The sequence below is a fragment of the Seonamhaeicola marinus genome, from assembly GCF_008085455.1.
In genome coordinates this window covers 312,044-331,578 of record NZ_VSDQ01000409.1, presented here as the reverse complement: position 1 = coordinate 331,578, position 19,535 = coordinate 312,044, and the positions used below count along the sequence as shown (strand labels likewise).

At 33.9% G+C, this 19,535-nt stretch carries 12 protein-coding genes; 9 read left to right on the top strand and 3 right to left on the bottom strand.

Translation table 11 applies throughout. The features are described 5' to 3' along the window. Positions 1-15: 15 nt before the first annotated feature. Genes FUA24_RS06575 through FUA24_RS06565 form a run of 3 tightly spaced genes read left to right on the top strand, consistent with a single transcriptional unit; the run spans position 16 to position 5,495 of the window. Positions 16-2,790 carry a SusC/RagA family TonB-linked outer membrane protein gene (locus tag FUA24_RS06575; RefSeq protein WP_148540777.1) on the top strand — a complete coding sequence of 925 codons (2,775 nt, stop codon included), beginning with the start codon at positions 16-18 and terminating at the stop codon, positions 2,788-2,790. A 16-nt stretch (positions 2,791-2,806) separates the two neighbouring features. Further along, the gene (locus FUA24_RS06570; RefSeq protein WP_148540775.1) at positions 2,807-4,597 is read left to right on the top strand and encodes a RagB/SusD family nutrient uptake outer membrane protein; all 1,791 of its coding nucleotides are present in this window, start codon (positions 2,807-2,809) and stop codon (positions 4,595-4,597) included. 31 nt (positions 4,598-4,628) lie between these two features. Then, entirely contained in the window at positions 4,629-5,495 is an 867-nt protein-coding gene (locus tag FUA24_RS06565) for a DUF1735 domain-containing protein (protein ID WP_187388193.1), read from the top strand. 112 nt (positions 5,496-5,607) lie between these two features. Here the strand turns inward: FUA24_RS06565 and FUA24_RS06560 are convergent, their stop codons facing one another. Together FUA24_RS06560 and FUA24_RS06555 are read right to left on the bottom strand one after the other, a co-directional pair. Continuing rightward, a complete protein-coding gene (locus tag FUA24_RS06560) occupies positions 5,608-6,909 on the bottom strand; it encodes an FG-GAP repeat domain-containing protein (RefSeq protein ID WP_148540771.1) in 1,302 nt (433 codons plus the stop codon). Positions 6,910-6,911: 2 nt separating this feature from the next. Continuing rightward, positions 6,912-7,238, bottom strand: coding sequence for a c-type cytochrome (locus tag FUA24_RS06555; RefSeq protein WP_187388192.1), 327 nt, complete (start codon positions 7,236-7,238; stop codon positions 6,912-6,914). A 255-nt stretch (positions 7,239-7,493) separates the two neighbouring features. On the opposite strand from FUA24_RS06555, the gene FUA24_RS06550 reads away from it, so the two are divergent. Continuing rightward, positions 7,494-9,320, top strand: a complete 1,827-nt coding sequence (locus FUA24_RS06550; RefSeq protein WP_148540767.1) for a tetratricopeptide repeat protein — start codon at positions 7,494-7,496, stop codon at positions 9,318-9,320. A 10-nt stretch (positions 9,321-9,330) separates the two neighbouring features. On the opposite strand, the gene FUA24_RS06545 is transcribed toward FUA24_RS06550, so the two are convergent. Continuing rightward, entirely contained in the window at positions 9,331-10,191 is an 861-nt protein-coding gene (locus tag FUA24_RS06545) for an AraC family transcriptional regulator (protein WP_148540765.1), read from the bottom strand. A 210-nt stretch (positions 10,192-10,401) separates the two neighbouring features. Here FUA24_RS06545 and FUA24_RS06540 point away from each other — a divergent pair, with 210 nt between their 5' ends. The 5 genes from FUA24_RS06540 to FUA24_RS06520 are packed head-to-tail and all read left to right on the top strand — an operon-like array spanning position 10,402 to position 19,435. Next, positions 10,402-13,479 (top strand): SusC/RagA family TonB-linked outer membrane protein, encoded by a 3,078-nt coding sequence (locus FUA24_RS06540; RefSeq protein WP_246146970.1) that lies wholly within the window; start codon positions 10,402-10,404, stop codon positions 13,477-13,479. Between the two features lie 9 nt (positions 13,480-13,488). Next, entirely contained in the window at positions 13,489-15,030 is a 1,542-nt protein-coding gene (locus tag FUA24_RS06535) for a RagB/SusD family nutrient uptake outer membrane protein (protein ID WP_246146969.1), read from the top strand. A gap of 11 nt (positions 15,031-15,041) precedes the next feature. Then, complete coding sequence (locus FUA24_RS06530) at positions 15,042-16,742, top strand: hypothetical protein (protein ID WP_148540763.1); 1,701 nt, start codon at positions 15,042-15,044, stop codon at positions 16,740-16,742. A gap of 59 nt (positions 16,743-16,801) precedes the next feature. Further along, positions 16,802-18,337: a hypothetical protein gene (locus FUA24_RS06525; protein ID WP_148540761.1), complete on the top strand. Its 1,536-nt coding sequence runs from the start codon at positions 16,802-16,804 to the stop codon at positions 18,335-18,337. A 48-nt stretch (positions 18,338-18,385) separates the two neighbouring features. Next, positions 18,386-19,435 (top strand): glycoside hydrolase family 130 protein, encoded by a 1,050-nt coding sequence (locus tag FUA24_RS06520; RefSeq protein WP_148540759.1) that lies wholly within the window; start codon positions 18,386-18,388, stop codon positions 19,433-19,435. The last annotated feature ends 100 nt before the right edge of the window (positions 19,436-19,535 follow it).

Below are 19,535 nucleotides of genomic sequence, written 5' to 3'. Positions count from 1 at the left end.
TAAAATTTAAAAAACATGAAATATTATATATTACTGGTTTTAACAGCCTTCGTGGGTGTTGTTTCTGCACAGCAGAATTTAAATGATTCATTAACCAAAGTCAGTGTCGATGATAAAGTTATTTTACCTTTTGGTGAGATAAGTAAAGATAGATTAGTTGGTGCGGTTGATGTGATTACAGCTGAAGATATGTCTCATACTTCAGATTATAATGTGGAGTCTTCTTTAGTAGGACTTGCTCCAGGTTTAATTGTAAATAAAGGATCTGGTTCTCCTGGTTTTGATACGACTTGGATGCGCATAAGAGGTATTTCAAGAGGTGGAAATGATGCACCATTAATTGTAATTGATGGTATTGCAAACAGAGCTTTAGCAAGTATTTCAATAGATGAAGTTTCAACTATTCAAATCTTAAAAGATGTTACTGCAAAAATGCTGTATGGTAGTAAAGCTGCTAACGGTGTAATTATGGTAACTACTAAAAGAGGATATGAAGGAAAGAAGAAAGTAGAATTTTTTGTTGAGTCTGGATTAAAAAGACCAACAGTTTTACCAGAATACCTAAATTCAGGACAGTATGCTAGACTTTATAATCAAGCAAGAATTAATGACGGTTTTGATCCTATTTATACAGATGAGCAAATAAACAATTATGAAAATAGTCCATCTACACTATTTCCAGATGTTGATTATTATGATACCTTCTTAAAGAAGAGCACAACTTTCCAAAGAATAAATGCCCAGTTAAGGGGAGGAGATGAGAGAACTAAGTATTTCTTAAACGTTGGATTTATTGGAGAAGATGGTTTAGAAAAGGTAGGTCAAACTCAAAAATTCAACCGATTAAATGTTAGAAGTAACTTAGACTATCAAGTAAATAATACGGTTTCAGCCTTTTTAGATATTGCTGGAAGAATGGATATATGGGATAGAGCTAACATTACTAATGGCGAGTTTTTTAACACTCTTTCTTCGCATCGTCCAAATGATTATCCAATCTGGGCTGGTGAAGTTGGAGATACAGATAATTTAGGTTGGAGTCCAAGAGTTGGAACAAACTTAATGGGGGAGTTAACCAGATCTGGTTATGTTAACACCAAGAATTATTATGCACAAACTAACTTTGGGCTAGATTTCGATTTAGATAACTTGGTTAAAGGGCTTTCTTTTGGTGGATATGTTACATTCGATTTTTATAACAATATTTCTATTGGTAAAAATTTATCATATTCTAGAATCGATCCATCAGATGGTACTAGAATTGGAACAGATGTACTTCAGTCTGGTGAAGTTAGACAAGGTGATGATTCCTTACAGAATTTAGGTCTTGTTGGAACAATAGATTTTGAAAGATCTTGGGGTCTAAATGATTTACAGATTAATTTATCTGGATTTAGACAAACATTAACCAGAAAGTCTACGCTTGATGGTCCAACAACACAGCAAGATGACAAGAACATGAATTTTGGGGCACGTGTTAATTACATGTTCAATAAGAAGTATACTATTGAAGGTAGCGCGTCTTACATGGGATCAGATAGATTTACTGAAGATAACCGTTGGGGATTATTTGGAGCCGGTGGTTTTGGATGGATTGTTTCTAATGAGGACTTCTTAAAAGATAGCCAATCAATTAATTTCTTAAAGTTAAAAGGTTCTTTTGGTGTTATGGGGTATGATTCTTCTGTAGATTATTTATTATACCGTGATTTTTATCAAGGTGGCGGCGGATTTAGGTTTGGTCCTGGAAATGCCGTTCAAGAATTTGCTTGGAGAGCGGGACAAATTGGAAATCCTGATTTAACTTTTGAAAAATCAAGAGAAATAAATGTTGGAATTGAGGCTAGATTATTTAATAATAAACTTGCTTTAGAAGCTAACTACTTTAACGAATTAAGAACAGGTATTCCTATAGTACTTAATAATGCAATACCAGATTACACTGGTCAATTAAAGCCAATTGGTAACTTTAATGAAGTATCTAATAAAGGTGTAGATGTAAGCATTAACTATAGCAATGGTGGTAAAGATTTTAAATATTCTTTAGGAGCTAATTTAATTTACTCTAAAGCAGTAAATGAAGTCTTTGACGAAATTAATATTTACAGCAACCTAAATAGAACTGGTCAAGCTTCGGATGCTATAATTGGTTATGTTGCAGACGGTTTATACCAAGACGATGCAGATATAGCTAGTCATGGAGTTACCTCCTCTTTAGGAGATGTTATCCCAGGAGATATTAAGTTACTAGATATAGTAAATGATAATGGAGATAATGTTATTAACGAATTTGATAGAAGAGTTATTGGTAATTCAACACCAAGATTTAACTATGCACTTAATTTAAATTTAGAGTATAAAGGTTTTGAGTTATTTGTAATTGGACAAGGTATCACTGGTTTTGACAGATATTTAACAAATAGATATTACTGGAATACTGGAGAGAACAAATACTCAGTTCAAGCATTAGGAGCTGCTGTTCCAGGTGCTGTATCGGGAGCAAGCTCTCCAAGATTAACATCTTTAACGCAATCTCATAGTTATAGAGGTTCATCTTACTGGTTAGTAGATGGTTCTTTCTTTAAAATTAGAACTGCAGAATTAAGTTATGCTTTTGATGAAGATGTAAGTAAGAAGTTAGGCGCTAGTAATCTAAAACTATTTATAAGAGGAAATGATTTATTCACATTCTCTAAAATTAAAGATTTAGATCCTGAAAATTTAAATGCTGGTGTTACTAATTACCCTATGTATACTACTGTTTCATTAGGTTTAAAACTAACTTATTAAAAAACAAGTTACAATTATGCAAAAAGAACATATAACAGAAAGCACAAATGGTAATCCAATTGGCGTTTTTATAAAACAAAATATGATGAAAAATGTATTAGTTGCTTTGGTACTGATGTTATCGTTTTCTTCATGTGAAGATTATTTTGAACCAAAGTTAACCAACGAAAGAACTGAAGATCAATTATTAGCTAATGCTAATTTTGTTGAAGGTCTTCTAACATTCGGGTATAGATCGATGCCGTCTTCTTATGAAGGTTTTGATGGAGATTTCCTAGATGTAGCTACAGATAATGCAATTTCAAATCAGATTGCCAGTGATTTAACTAGAATGCTTGCCATTGATGGGTTTTATACATCATTTAATAACCCTCTAAATATTTGGTCTGCAAGATATGATGAACTTAAAAACGTTAATAAGTTTATTGAAGTTGGTTTAGATGGAACCGTAGTATATTTAAAATCTGATGAAACTCTAGATGAAACATTTAGAAACCGTCTAAGAGGTGAAGCTTATTTTTTAAGAGCTTGGATGCACTTTGATTTATTACGTAGATATGGAGGTGTAGATACCAGTGGTCAACTAATGGGAATTCCTTTAGTTACAACTTCGTTAGATATTACGGGAGAACTAAATTTAACTAGAAACACATATGCAGAGTGTGTGCAACAAATTGTTGATGATATTGATGAAGCACTTGCTGCAGGTTTACTAGATGAATACACTGGAGATGATGAAGTGTTAGGAGATAATAATATTGGTCGTCCTACCACAGTAGCTTGTAGAGCACTTAAATCTAGAGTCTTATTATATGCAGCTAGCCCTTCATTTGGTACATCAACATATGCTCAAGCAGCTCAGGCGGCAAAGGATGTTATAGATCAAATGGGAGCTACTTTACCAGATATTTACAATGTAAATAACATTTCCAATACGTTTTTTAATAATGACGTAAATGATGAGTTAATCCTTCGTCGTGTTAGTGGAGCAAACAATGGAGATAATGCAGTTGAAACTAGAAACTTTCCACCATCTCATTTAGGTAGTGGAAGATGTAATCCTACACAAAATCTTGTTGATGCCTTCCCAATGGCTAATGGTTACCCTATTGGTGATGCCATGAGTGGATATGACGAAGATAATATGTACGTAGATAGAGATCCTAGATTTTACATGACTGTAATTCATAATGGCCAAACATTTAAAGGCCAAACTATTGAAACTTTTGTAGGAGGTAATAATACACCTGGAGCACCTGGTGTTACAGTAGAAAATGCTACAAGAACTGGATACTATTTACGTAAATGGGTTAGTAGTAGTGCTAACTTGGTTCCAGGAAATATAGTTCGTGACCAACATTATAACGCGGTGTTTAGAAAAGTTGAAATGTTTTTAAACTTTGCTGAAGCAGCAAATGAAGCAAATGGTCCAGATGACGTAACCTATGGTATGTCTGCTAGAGAGGCTATTGCTGAAGTTAGAAGAAGAGCTGGTATTGCTTCTGGAGGTAGTGATGATTATTTAGCTTCAATTACTTCAAGAGAAGAAATGAGAGACCTTATAAAAAATGAGCGCAGAATAGAATTATGTTTTGAAGGTCATAGATTTTTTGATTTAAGAAGATGGGATGATAACTTAAATGAACCTGTTTCTGGAATTACAATTACTAACAATGCCGGAACTTTAAATTATCAAAGAACTGCTATTGTTACTCCAAGCTTTAAAGATTACATGATTTATGGGCCACTTCCTTTTAATGAATTATTAAAAACAGGAGGAGACTTAACGCAAAATCAAGGATGGTAGTTATTAAAAAATATTTATAAAAATGAAGATTATGAAAAAAGTAGCATTGTTAATTTTTGTAGCCTCTCTGTTTTTATTTCAGGGGTGTTATGATGATTATAAAACAGATTTTGATTACACTGCCACATACTTTCCAAGACAGTTTCCACTGCGTACTTTAGTAGATGCAGATGGTGAGGACTTAAGGTTTGAAGTAGGTGTTGTATTAGGTGGTAAATACACAAATAACGTTAATGAAGAAGTAGGTTTTGTAATAGAAGATACCTTATTAAACGCTTACCCAGGATTAACTAAACTACCAGACAACTATTACACTATAGAGGGAAGTAGTTTTATTATTCCAAAAGGAGAGTTTAAAGGAGGTTTACCTGTAACACTAGATAAAGACTTGTTTTTAAATGACAATCTAGCTGTAGGTAACAACTATGCAATTCCACTTCAGTTAGTTACTACTACAACAGATTCTATTTTAGAAGATAAACATTACTCAATTGTGGTAGTGCGTTACTATAATAAATATCACGGTTGGTACTATTTAAAAGGAACAGATACGAATACGCAAGATAATACAGTTGCAAGTTATTCTGAAACCGATTTAGTAGACAATGAAGATATGCTATTAACAACAACTGCTAAAGACATGCTTAATGTACCTTATGCAGGGAATCCTGCAGTATCAGGACGTAGTATGCAAATGGCAATTGATGATAATGGAGCGGTAACCTTATCTGATGGAGCCGGTGGTATTACTAATTTAAGTGGTACAGGATCTTATGATGCAGCTACAAGAAACTTTACGTTACAGTATAATTATACCGATGATAACGGAGACGTGCACACAGTAAGTGAGGAACTTATTTATAGAAATACAGAATTAATCACTGAAGAGTGGCAATAACAATTTACTAAATAATAATAGTTAAGATACTACTAAGCGAACTTTGTTAGAAGTTTACATTATTTAGTTAGTTTTGTTTAGTTTTGGAACCCTGAAGAAATTCGGGGTTCTTTTATTTTGTAGCGCCCTTATTTAACCAAAGCGTAACCCGATCTATGTTATCGTAAGGAGGATAAACATAAACACCTGCTGTTACAAGGTCTTTAAATCCATCATTATTAAAATCTCCAATTTCCATGGTTATCAAATGTGTTGGGGTTTTTGCAATGGTATGTTTTTTAAAGGCGTTATTTCCAGAGTTTTCTAACCAGATGAGACTTTCTGCTTCTGGTTTTTCCCAATAGTTAAATCCGCTAACGGCAAATATGTCTTCATCACCATCTTTATCAAAATCAATAACTCGAGCACTAAAAGCACCAGGGAAATCACAAACCCTATGGTATCTAAATTTTAAATCGCCTTGGTTTTCTAACCACTGAATACCATGCCAAGGTCTAGGAAGTGGTGGGATGTAATCAAATGCATCACCATTAGTATAAAGCACATCGGGTTTTCCATCTTTATTGATATCTGAAATAGATATGCCACTAGAACCAAAGTCTTCATTGCTAGAGCCCCATAATAGTTTTGACTCAAAAGTACCTTTACCATCATTGGTAAAACAATAAATTTCTTCCCATTCTTGGCTAACCAGAGAGATAATATCTAAGTCATTATCAGAATCAATGTCAACAAGTTCTACATTAATGGGACCAGATACATTTTGAAGACTATGGTTTTTAAATGACCAATTACCTAGGTTTTCAATCCAGGAGGTCTGACCATCATCATATCCAAATTGAGCGGTAACTAAATCCATGTCACCATCACCATCAATATCTCCTGCTCTAACATCTGCTACACGGGCTAAATTTTCAGCAGCTATATGCTTGGTGAAATTTAAATGACCGTCATTTTCAAGCAGTATAACAGATCCAATTTTATCATTATTTGGAAATAGCATTCCTAATCCGGCAACAATTAAATCTTTATCGCCATCTAAATCAAAATCCAAAACTTGAACATGCGCTGGTATGTTCGTATCTTCAGATAAAATGGTTTCCGTAAATTGATTATTCGAACTTTGTTTTATTAAAGAAATGTTGTCGTTTTTTATATCACAAATTATAACATCTAGATACCCATCATCATCAATATCATTAGCCGCTAAATGAGAAATTTGAGGAGGTTCGTTAAAGCTTTTACCAATTGATACTTTAGAAAACAGCTCAGGACTTTTATCTTTAACTTCCGTTGTAACCTTAGGCTTTGCCTCTTTTTTATCAGACTTACAAGTATAGCATAGAACACAAATTAAGTAGAATGGAATTATATATGTGTGTTTAAGCTTAAGGTTTAACTTTATAATATTCATAATTAATTGGTTAGTGCGTTTTCATCGCTAGCTGCTATTAAGTATTCAGTGATTAAATCAATCTCTAATGGTGTCAATGTAGTTTTAGCCATTGTACTATTTTTAAAGGCAATACGTTTTTCAAAGTTAGGATTAGAAATGGCTCTTTTTATGTAATCCCTATCAACAGTTACACTAAGTTCAGTACTATCTCTTAGAACAGTAACCTGCTTTCCCATGGTATATTTTAATGCTGGTCCATACAGCTTTTTATTATCCAAAGAATGACAATTAACACAACCAACAGTGTTAAATAATTCCTGTCCCTTTTTTACATTTTCTAATGCCAAAGTTTCATTACTATTTTTGCAATTCTGTAATAAACAGAAACTGCAGGTAATACAGAAAATCATGAAATTAAAGGCTGTTTTTTTTCGAATCAAAAGTCGGATATTTTTAGTTAGCAGAATGCGTATTGTAAAATTACGAAAATAACCAGATTTACTGGGGTTTTAAGCTGCTTTTTTACATGTGTTTTAGCTTTTATTTTTGATGTTTTTTCTATTTTAGTAGCTCATTATTAATGAATAAAACTTTTGATACAAATGGCGGTTAAAAACAAATCTATTTTTATTTCTTTAACTCTTATTTTAATCGCTGTTTTGATCTATTTGGGATTGAGTTTTTATGGAAAAAAACAACTTATTTCTGAGTTGCCAGAACTACCCCAGTTAGGTGAGGCCGAATTTGCCCTTAATGAGAGCTTTTCAGAAGCTTTTCAGAATGTTAAGAATAATACCTCAGCTAAGAATATTGGTGCTTTAGGAATGGTGTTTCATGCAAACAATTACTTTAAAGAAGCCGAAGCCTGTTATGAATTAGCAATAGCCCAAGATAGCAAAGATTGGAAATGGAATTATTATTTAGGCTGTATAAAACGAGAACAAGGTAACTCTGAAGATGCCATTACTCATTTCAAAGACGTATTAAAGGTTAATCCCAAATCTCATATGACATTGTATTATTTGGGAGAGAGTTACCAACAACTTGACTCTATAAAAAAAGCAGAACAGATTCTTAAAGAAATCTCAGGTTTTAATAAATCGCAATTTGCGTATTCCAATACAAAACGTACGGCGTACTTTCCATTACCACTTTATGCAAGGCTACAATTATCAAAATTATATACCAATAATTCTAAGACTGATAAAGGTATAGAAGAACTAAAAACACTGGTAGAAGAAAATATTAATTTCGGACCAGCCTACAGGCAGTTAAGTAATATTTATGGGCAATTAGGCAATGAGGAATTAAGAACATATTATTCGAATAGGGCTAATGATTTGAATATCTATATGTCTCCTGTAGATACGCTCGTAGACGCTTTAAGCTTAAAGTCTAGATCTGAAACTTATTTGCTAAAACAGATTGATGATGCCATAAGAAGTAGTAATTCGCATTGGGCTTTGGAACTTTTAAATTTAGGCCTAGAAAGTATTCCAAATAGTAAATATTTAATTTCAAAAGGTATCAAGCATTATATTGATATGAATGCTACTAATAGAGCATTACCTTTATTGGAAAAACATGTGCGCCACTTTAAAGATAATTATCAAGAGATTATTGAGGTTGGTGTAGGTTTATCAAGTAAAGGATTCAAAAAGGAGACACTTAACTATTTCAAAATTGCAGAAAAGATTAATGGTACTAATGCCTCTGCAAAAGCTACATTAGCTGGAATGTATTTTGAGAAACTGGGCATGAAAGATAAGGCAGTTTCGCTTATTAATGAATTACTAGAAAAACACCCTAATAGCCCAGAAGTAAAAAGTGCAGCCATATTTTTATTTCTAAAAACAGAGGATATAGCCAAAGCAAAACTATATTTAAGTAAATTAGAGAAACAAGCGCCTTTATATAAAGATATTCATGTGTTCAAAGGAATTTTAGCTCAAAGAGAAAAAAAGGCAGAAGTAGCAGTTAAACATTATGAAAAGGCGCTAAAAGCCAATCCAGAAAAAAAGTTTATCATTAATTACTTAAGAACGTATTATACAAAGAATCAAAAATGGGAAAAGGCAATCTGGTTATACAAAACTGTTTTAGAAAATACGCCTAATGATTCGGATATTCAAGAGGCTTATGGCTCCTTATTACTAAGTTGCCCAAATAAAGAATTAAGAAACTTAGAATTGGCCAAAGAGTTTTCTGAACGCGCTTTTATCAATAAAGTTTACACCTTACCAACCAGATTAGAAGCAGGTAGGTCTTTAGCTATTGCTCTTTTTGAATTGAACAGCCATGGAAAGGCTATCTACTACATGAACAAAACTATAGACATGGCAAAAAGAGCTGGCGCTAATAAGCAATATGTCTTTGAATTGGAGGGTATTTTAAGGGACTTTCAAAACATAGCAAGTGCTAGTCAATAGGTGATTTCCCTTAGCGCATGATTTCCTTATGATAGTTAAGCTTAAATTCCTTAGGAGAAATACTGTGTTTTTTCTTAAATGCTCTATTAAAATTAGATAAGGAATTAAACCCAGCTTCGTAACATATTTCATTTATAGTCATGTTAGTTTCGGTAAGTAACTTGGTAACAACGCCCAATCTGTAATCCAATAAATAACTCGTAAAACTTTGTCCCGTTCTTTTTTTAAAGTAATGACTAAAAGCAGATTCAGACATATTAACCATATCGGCTACATCAGATAACTTTATTTGTTTTTTATAATTAAGCTTTACCTTATTCATAATTAAAGAAATACGTCTGCTTTCTCTTTTTTGACTATAATTTGCACTCTGCGGACTACTAAGAACCTTACCATCTTTTGATATAGAAAGAATGTGCAATATTTCTAAGAAAGTTAAAAGCGATTTAAAATCTTCATTACCCTCAATAGACTCCATTTTCTCTTGAATTATGTTTTTAGTAGGGTTAGAAAAAGTAATCCCCCGCTTAGATAACTCTAATAATTTTTTTATATCCTTTGAAACAGAATAACTCATTATTTTTGAGTGTAAGAAGTGCTCTTGAAACTGAATAGTAATAACACCTGCTTTACTTATGGCAAAATCAGATTTCCAGACATGTTTTAATTCTGGGCCTAATAAAGTTAAATCTATACCTTCTATTTTTTCATTAGAATCACCAACGGTTCTACTACCTTTAAAATTGGTGATTAGATTAAGTTCATATTCATTATGAAAATGTAGAGGATAGTCAAACAAAGCATTTTTATGCTTCAAAATAACAAAAGGATCGTCAGATTTTATAGGTGTTATTTCTTTAATTGACTTCATTATAAACTATTAGGAAAAGGAGAAACGAGAAATGTAAAACTATGTATAAAATTAATAATTATTTAATCATATAATAATGATAAGTCGTGAATTTGATTCAAAAATTAATAATAATTCAAAAAATGCATAGCATTGAGCATTATTTTATCATTAAACAGGAATGTTGTTGGGTAATTTTGGCTTAACAATTAACTCTATAAATTAAACTAAATGAATAAGACAAACCGATTATGGCTGTTATCTGCTATTATGATTATGTTTAGCCTTACAGCTTCATATGGTCAAATTGATGTAGGAGGAGTGGTAACAGATCAATCAGGGCAACCCTTACCAGGTGCAACTATACTAGAGCAGGGAACTAGTAATGGTACAACTACAGATTTTGACGGAAGATTTCAAATTAAAGTTGCTAATGAAAAATCTATTATTGAGGTTTCTTATGTTGGATTCTTAAAGGAGATTTTAACTATAGGGAACAATACAAATTTATCCATTATATTAAAAGAAGATGTCTCTACATTAGATGAAGTTGTAGTTGTTGGTTATGGATCGGTTAAAAAAAGTGATCTTACTGGTTCTGTAGCTTCAGTAGATATGGATGATATTCCTGCTAAACCTGCCAATTCTGTTGATGGTTTACTGCAAGGGCAAGTTGCTGGTGTGCAAGTAACATCGCCATCGGATAATCCAGGTGCTGGTTCCGTAATAAGAATTAGAGGAGGTAGTTCCTTAAGAGGCGGTAATGATCCTTTAGTTGTTGTAGATGGTTTTCCGATAGGAACTGCTGGAGATTTAAAACAGATTTCTCCTCAAGATATTGCCTCAATGGAGGTGTTAAAGGATGCTTCGGCCTCAGCAATTTATGGTTCTAGAGGTGCTAACGGTGTCATTATGATTACCACTAAAAAAGGGTCAAGAAATACAACCGAAGTAACCGTTTCTCAGCAAAACACTTTTTCAAGCTTTACCTCAGACTTAAACCTTTGGAGAGATCCTGCTTTAATGGCAGAATTAAGTAATGAATCTAGAATTAACGGTGGCTTTGTTCCATTATACATAGGCGCAGAAGATGCAAACGGTGTGTACTATCCTTCTTTAAGTGAATTGAAAAATAACACATGGCCATATTACACAAAATGGGATGATGTAGTATTTAGAGATCCTGTTTCAAATAATACAAACATAGCTGTAAGAAGTCAAACAGATAGAACTCAGTTTAGTTTAAGTGCAACATATTATACTAATGAAGGGGTTTACATAGAAGACGATTACAACAAATTAAACCTAAATTTAAACATTGCCCATAAATTATTTGATGATAAGGTAACAGTTGGTGCAAATGTAATTTACTCTAAAGGAAAGCAAAACAATAATGGAGGTCTGGCCTACTGGAGAAACCCAATTTTTCCAGTTTATGAAGACAATGATCCTACAAAAGATTACTTCTTAGTGGGCGTTCAGGATTTTTCTCATCCAGTAGCCTTAACAGAAAATAGAAGTAATGAAACTAGATTTTTAGACTTAATAAGTTCAGCATATGTAGATGTACAACTATTACCTTCATTAAAGTTTAAAACACAGTTAAATTATAAATATAGGCGTTCAATTAATGAGTTTTACAATCCTAAAATTTACACTTTAGACGGTACATTTAACAATGGTTCCGGAGGCATAAGCAATTGGGATAGTCATGAAACCGTGGCTGAGTCTTTCCTAACTTTTGATAAGTTGTTTAATGAAAAGCATAAGGTAACTGCTATGGGAGGTGTATCCTATCAATATTATGAGGCAAGGACTTCTAATTTAAGAGCATTTGACTTTTTAAACGAATCTTTAGGAAGCGGTAACCTAGCTTCAGGTAATCCTGAACAGCAATCTGTTTCAAATGGGCTTACCGAAACTGTTTTATATTCAGGTTTAGGACGTTTTAATTACACTTACGATGATAAGTACCTGGTAACATTTACCATGCGTGCAGATGGGTCTTCAAAATTTGGCTCTAATAACCAATGGGCATATTTCCCTTCGGGAGCACTAGGATGGAAATTGCATAATGAGAAATTTATTGAAGACTTAAATGTATTTGATCAATTAAAATTAAGAGCAAGTTTTGGTATCTCTGGTAACCAAGGTATTTCACCATATTTAATAAACAGTAGATACGGACAAGATCAATATTTTGTTAACGGAGGTTGGCAGACTACAATTGGTCCGGGTTATGCAGTGGGTCAAGACAGTCAAACAGGAAAATTTATTTGGGGCGGTATCCCGAACCCAGATTTAAAATGGGAAACAACAAGACAATTTAATATTGGAGCTGACTTCTCGTTTTTTAAACGTCGTTTAAATGTAACACTAGATTACTATAACAAATATACAGATGACCTATTGCGCGAGCGGTTAATTTCACCTTCTTCATCATATGACAGAATGTGGGTTAATGATGGTGAAATTGAAAATAGAGGTTTTGAAATTACTTTAGACGGAAAAATTATTAATAATGATGATTGGGGAGTAAACGGAACCTTTATTTTCTCTAAAAATGAAAATGAAGTAGTTAGCCTAGGAAATGCATTATCATCTGGTTTAAACACGGATGCTTTAACAGGAATGCAGTACGAATTCTCAGGCAGCACAGTTGAAGCGTTTAGAGCTGTGCCAAATATTTTGGCAGTAGGACAACCTATCAATGTATTTTATGGATATAGAGTAGATGGCATAGTGCAATCAGAAGCAGATGGATTGGCTTCTGGTTTAACAGGAGATTTAGCGCAGCCAGGTGAATTTAAATATGTAGACCTAAATGAAGATGGAGTTATAGATGAAGGAGATAGAACAATAATTGGTGACCCTAATCCAGATTTTTCTGCAAGTTTAAATCTACAGTTTAGATATAAGAAATTTGATGCTTCACTATTCTTTAATGGAACTTTTGGACAAGATATCTTCAATACAAAACGATTTGGAGAACCAAATAATACACCATTAAGATGGACACAAGATAACTTAACAAACAATTACCCAAGCTTACGAGATGGCAGAAACCTTTTAATGTCAGATTGGTTTATAGAAGAAGGAAGTTTTGTGAGACTTCAAAACTTAACCGTTGGGTATAACTTCGATTTACCTAAACTATTTAAAAGAGGTAGAGTGTTTGTTAACGGAACGAACTTATTTACAATAACAGATTTTGAAGGTTATGATCCCGAAATAGGTGAAAATGGTATTTATTGGGGAGGTTACCCAAGGTTGAGAAACTGGACATTAGGTTTAGAATTTACATTTTAATCTTTGGTTATGACTAGACAAGCATTTACAACAATAAACGAATTGAAAAAAATGAATTTTAGAAATATAATATTAGGGTTAACTTTTGCAATAGGGCTAGTGTCCTGTGAGAGTTTAGATGTGGAGCCAGAAGGTTTTTACTCCGATGAGAACTTCTATAAAAGTTTGGAAGACGCCGAGGCATCAGTACTTTACGCCTATGATGCGCTTACTTTAGTAAGTTATGCTCCAGTAACATTTTACTTGGCAGAATTAAGTTCAGACAATTGTGTCGTAAAACCAGATGAAGGTGCAGATGCACAAGAATTTGTAAACTGGGAAGTAAGTTCGCAAAATGATTTGTTATTGCAATTCTATAGATCTGCTTACATAGCAATAAATAGAGCCAATGCCGTAATTGAAAATGTGGAAGGAAGAGGCTTTAATGAAGCCGACGAAAAACGCCTTTTGGGTGAAGCTTTATTCTTAAGGGCTTACAATCACTTTAATGTTGTTAAAGCATTTGGTTTAGCCCCACTGCAAAGATCTTTAATTGATAGGTTAGATGAAACAACGGCGGTGTTACCTGCCGATATGGAAGAAGTTTACAATTTTCTAATAGAGGATTTAACAACAGCAATAGATTATCTAGAAGTAAATCGAGTAGTTGGAAGAGCAGATAAAGTGGCAGCCCAAGCATTGTTAGCAAAGGTGTATTTATTTGCAGCTTCAGCTAAAGAAAGTGGAGTGCCAAATTATAATGCCATTTCAGAGAGTGTAGATAATTTATATGCTAAAGCAGCCGAATATTCAGGAGCTGTTTTAAATACTCAAGGTGAATATTACCATGATAACAACTTACAGAATATTTATGATGTAAATGCCCCTAACGGACCAGAACATATCTTCATTTTATCAATGGATAGATCGGGGACAAAGGAGGGCGATTATTCAAAACTCTCAAAATATTTTATTCCTTGGATTGGCGGAGCTACCGTTTATCTTAGAAATACAGATGATTCATTTTCTGCAACACATGATGGATGGAGCGTATTCCAAACTACAGATGATTTATTTACCTCCTATGAAGTGGACGATAAACGTAGAAATGAACTTATAGTTTCTGAAGTTTATGATGAAACCGGAACATTCTTAGGAACTATTGGAGATGGCACAGTGCAATACCCTTTCACAAGAAAATATATAGATCCAGAATTTGAAGGTGATAAAACAAGTACCAGACCTTATTTAATTAGATATTCAGATATTCAATTGGTTTATGCCGAAGCTACTGCAAATGCAGACGGGCTTGTACATTACAATCAAATAAGAAATAGAGCAGGCGTTAGTGAATTAGCTAGCCTAGGAGGTTTATCACAGGAAGAATTTAGAGCGCTTGTGATAGAAGAACGTCAACGAGAACTGGCGTATGAAGGTGACCGTTTGTGGGATTTAAGACGTAAAAACATGGTGCAGTCCGAAGTATTTCAAGCCGCAGGCTTATCACCAAATGCAGTGTCTTTTTATCCAATTCCGCAACGTGAGATTGATTTAAATCCAAACATCAACTAAAAATAAGAAAAATGAAAAAGTTATATCAAATAAGTTTAATTGTACTGTCGCTATTCATGGTGGCTTGTACCGATAACCCTCTTGAAACTATTGAGGGAACTGGTTGGCAGAAAGAGCGTAATATCATTTCAATTTTAGTTGAAGGACAAATAGGAACGGCCGTTATTGAAAGAGATTTTGATGATGCTAAAATCAAAATATTTGCCAAGGAAGCAAATATTGCAGATATCACTAAGGTAGAAATTAAGAATATAGAACTGTCTTATGGAGCTTCAACACCAAATATTGTAGGAACAACTTTAGATTTTTCAAGTGGCGTGAGTACAATTTCAATTGTATCTGGTGCAGGAGAAACTTTAAACTGGGAAGTTACCCTATTACCATTTGTGTCCGATTTAGAAGGAGACTGGTACATTGGTGAAATTGGATTGTATGCAGATATGTGGACCTGGGAAAGCTGGGGATGGGAGAAATACGAAAAAATTAATAATTATCTACCAGAATTATCACCAGAATTAAATAACGTACTGAGCTTTACTGTAGAAGGAGCCGATGAAAATGGAAATCCATTTGGTAATTACGAACATAAACCTGGTAGTGACGGCCTTTATGGAAATTTTGGAGATGCTATCCAAGGATGGGATTTCAACGACAGATTTAGAAAAATTCCAACAGGGTCAGGTACTTGGCTAAGAGACTTTGAGCGTAATAAAGTAATTATTACAGATGAAAATAGAATAGTTCATGAATTAGATTTAGAAGTGTTTACAGATGTTGGTGAAGTAGCAATAAAAAGTGAGTTACCATACCATCCAGAGTTATTCGATTGGGGGGTACAAGCATGGGCCTACGAGGAGTTAGCGCATATGTCTAAATCTATGTGGTATAGATTAACTAGAGACTATGTGCCGCAAACTGGTAATGATATCAGATCCTTAACGGTTGCCAATCAAGTAGGAGATGCTACAATAGATGGAGGTAACAAAACCGTTACGGTGGTAATAGAAGATAATGGGGCTGATATTTCGGCAATTGAAATTACAGATTTAGGTATCTCATTCGCAGCATCTTCTGATAAAACAGTTGGACAAACCTTAGACTTCTCAGGAGATTACAGTACAGAAATAACCGTAACCTCAGAGGCTGGCGAAGCCGTAGTCTGGACTATCAATCTAGAACTAGACATAGATGTAAGCGATGTTTCTATAGCTGGAACATGGTCTATTGATGATATTGGTGTTTACGCCGATTTATTTACCTGGGAAAGCTGGGGCTGGGAGAAAAATGAATTACTAACAAACTATTTGCCTAACGCATCTACAGAGTTAGATAATACAATAACTTTTGTAGTCATTGGAAAAGATGCTCAAGATAGACCATACGGAACTTATGAAAATAATCCGGGTGCAGACGGGGAGTATGGAAATTTTGTATCTGATGACGCTAGTTGGCCAGAAACAGATTTTAATAGCAGATATAGAAAAGTGCCAACAGGAACTGGTACTTGGATTTTAGATGGAGAAACAGTTACTATTACAGATGGTGGTGGAACTGATTTCGTTTTAACCTTGGAGGTAAAAACGGGAACTACAATTGCCTTGTCTACAGATGTGGAATATTTAGCAGATCAATTTGATTGGGGTGTGCAAAACTACAGCTATGAAGAAACAGCCCACATGACTAAAAGAATGTGGTATAACTTAAGTAAATAAAAAATAGAATTCTCAAAGCACAACCCTGCTTTTGAGATTATTAAATATGTTTTGAAAATATGAAGAATAATAAATTAAAATATATGATTACCATATTGTTTTCGCTGCTTCTGGTTTTAGTCAGCTGTGATGATAATGATTTGAATGATGACATAAATAAAGCTGTACAAGCAAATAGAGAAATACATATAACCTCAGAAGTTGTCTCCAACAATTTTGTTGGTAATGGAGCACAATGGGGAGGTTATGACTTAGTGCAAACGTGGTTAGGACAAGAAACCTTAAGCGATGCAGACTGGAACAAGATGTTTGAAAGAATTGACTTTATGCGTCCACCTTTTTTAAGAATAATGACTAATTCTGGATGGTCTTATGACAACAACGGTACCTATGATGAGGTTACAAAAACCAAATCATTATTTAAAATGTTGGACTATGCGCAAAGCAGAAATATTGAGATAACCTATGGCGAATGGGGACACCAATCCGTTGGAGATATCAGTATAATAGACATGGATTGGATTGCAAATTCCGTGAAATTCTTAAATCATTTAGTAAATGAAAAAGGATACACCGTAATCAAAACCATAAATATTATAAACGAACCTAATGGAGATTGGGCTTCTACACAAGGCAGTTATGAAATCTACAGAGACGTTCAGATAGCCTACTTAGCTGAAATGGCAAAATATGCCTTATCTGGAGTAAAGCTTTTAGGTCCAGATATTGCCGTTTTTAATACAGCTAGTCAAACTGAGTGGATTGCCAATACCCACAACGATTTTGGAGCTAATGTAGGGCTTTATGATATTCATGTGTATCCAAAACAACAGTTAATTCGTAATGGTGAATTCAGTGATATGTTAAGAGCATACAAAAAAGTAACTCCAGAAGGAAAACGAATTGTTTTAGGAGAAATAGGCTTTAAATATGATGAGGTCGATGCAGAATTAAAGAGACAGAACGAAGAAGCTATAGCTAATGATCCTTTTGCAGGAGAAGATTCTAATATGATGGTATATGAGGCCTTTTATGGCATTGATATGGCAGATGCTTTAATTCAAACGATGAGAGAAGGTTACTCTGGCGCTTTAGTTTGGAATATGGATGATGCCATGTACAACAGTCCAGATAACGGCGATTACCAGACCACTGCACTTAAACGTTGGGGATTCTGGAATATTTTAGGAGAAGAACTTACTAGTAATGCTGCCGATGAAAATATTCGCCCATACTTCTATCCAGTGTCTTTATTAACAAGGTATTTTCCTGCTGGCAGCGAAATACACAATGTAGAACTACCAAACAAAAAAGGTGTAAGAGCTGTAGTAGGCGTTTATAATGGAAAATATACTGTAGCCATTGTTAATTCACATTATGCAACTTATGACATTGTTTTAAAATCAGATGTATTAAGTGGTCTAACTGCTAATAAGTATACTTATAAGTCGAATGCAGATGGCTCTTTTGTTGGAGAAGTAGATGGCAATGGATTTGCCGTACCATCAGAAAACAATGTTGTATTAAATTTTCAAGAAGGAGAAGAGATGACTCTACAAGGAGAATCCTTTGTGTTATTTACCAATATGGATTAATGTGTCTTCAATCAAAGATTAACCAAGTAATTAAAAATATAGAATAGAATGAATACTATTGAAAAAAATAGTGTAGGTGTAATACGTTTAAAAAAACACGAAAAGAATCCAATTTTTAGCCCAAATCCAGATAACTATTGGGAGAATATAGTAGTTTGTAATCCTGGAGTATGGTATGAAGATGGCAAATTTACAATGTTGTACAGAGCAGCAGGAGATGATGAGGAACATTATATAAGGTTTGGTTTAGCAGAAAGTTCAGATGGAGTGAACTTTGAGAGAATGTCTAATGAACCTATATTTTCACCTAGTGTTGATGGACCAGATATGGGTGGAGTAGAAGATCCAAGAATTGTAAAATTTGGAGATGAATATTATGTAACTTATGCGTACAGACCTTTTCCTCCAGGACAATATTGGAAGTTTGCTCATGATGTTATCTTATTACCAGAATCAGGTGAAGACACACCATTAGTTTATAAAAAAAACATAGCAAATTCTGGGTTAGCAATTACTAAGGATTTCAAAAATTATAAACGTTTAGGAAGAATAACCACGTCTAATTTAGATGATAGAGATGTTATCTTATTTCCTGAAAAAATTAATGGGAAATTTGCGATGCTACATAGACCAAAAGAGTGGATAGGAGAGGCATATGGTACAAACAAACCAGCAATTTGGATTCGTTTTTCAGATGATTTAATGGTTTGGGAAGAAGAAAGTACAATGTTAATAGCTGGAAGAGAAGGTACTTGGGAAGAAAAGGTTGGAGGAAGTACACCTCCTTTGAGAACTAAAGATGGTTGGTTAATAATTTATCATGGTGTTGAAAATGGAGGATTAGGATATTACCGTGCTGGAGCGGCACTTTTAGATTTAGAAGACCCAACAAAAGTTATTGGTAGGTTAGAAGACTGGATTATGGAGCCAGAACATGATTATGAAATTGAAGGGTACTATAAAGGCTGTGTTTTCCCTACAGGTAATATGATTATTGATGACACACTTTATGTATATTATGGGGCAGCAGATAAATATATAGGTCTGGCTACATGTAACATTAATGAATTACTTGACGAATTGAAAAAATCAAAATGATAAAAAAAGGCATTCATTTCCTGGCGTATGGCGCTTTAATAATATTGGGGCTTACACTAACCTATTGCGTAAATAAAAAACATAAAGAGGTAGATGTAAC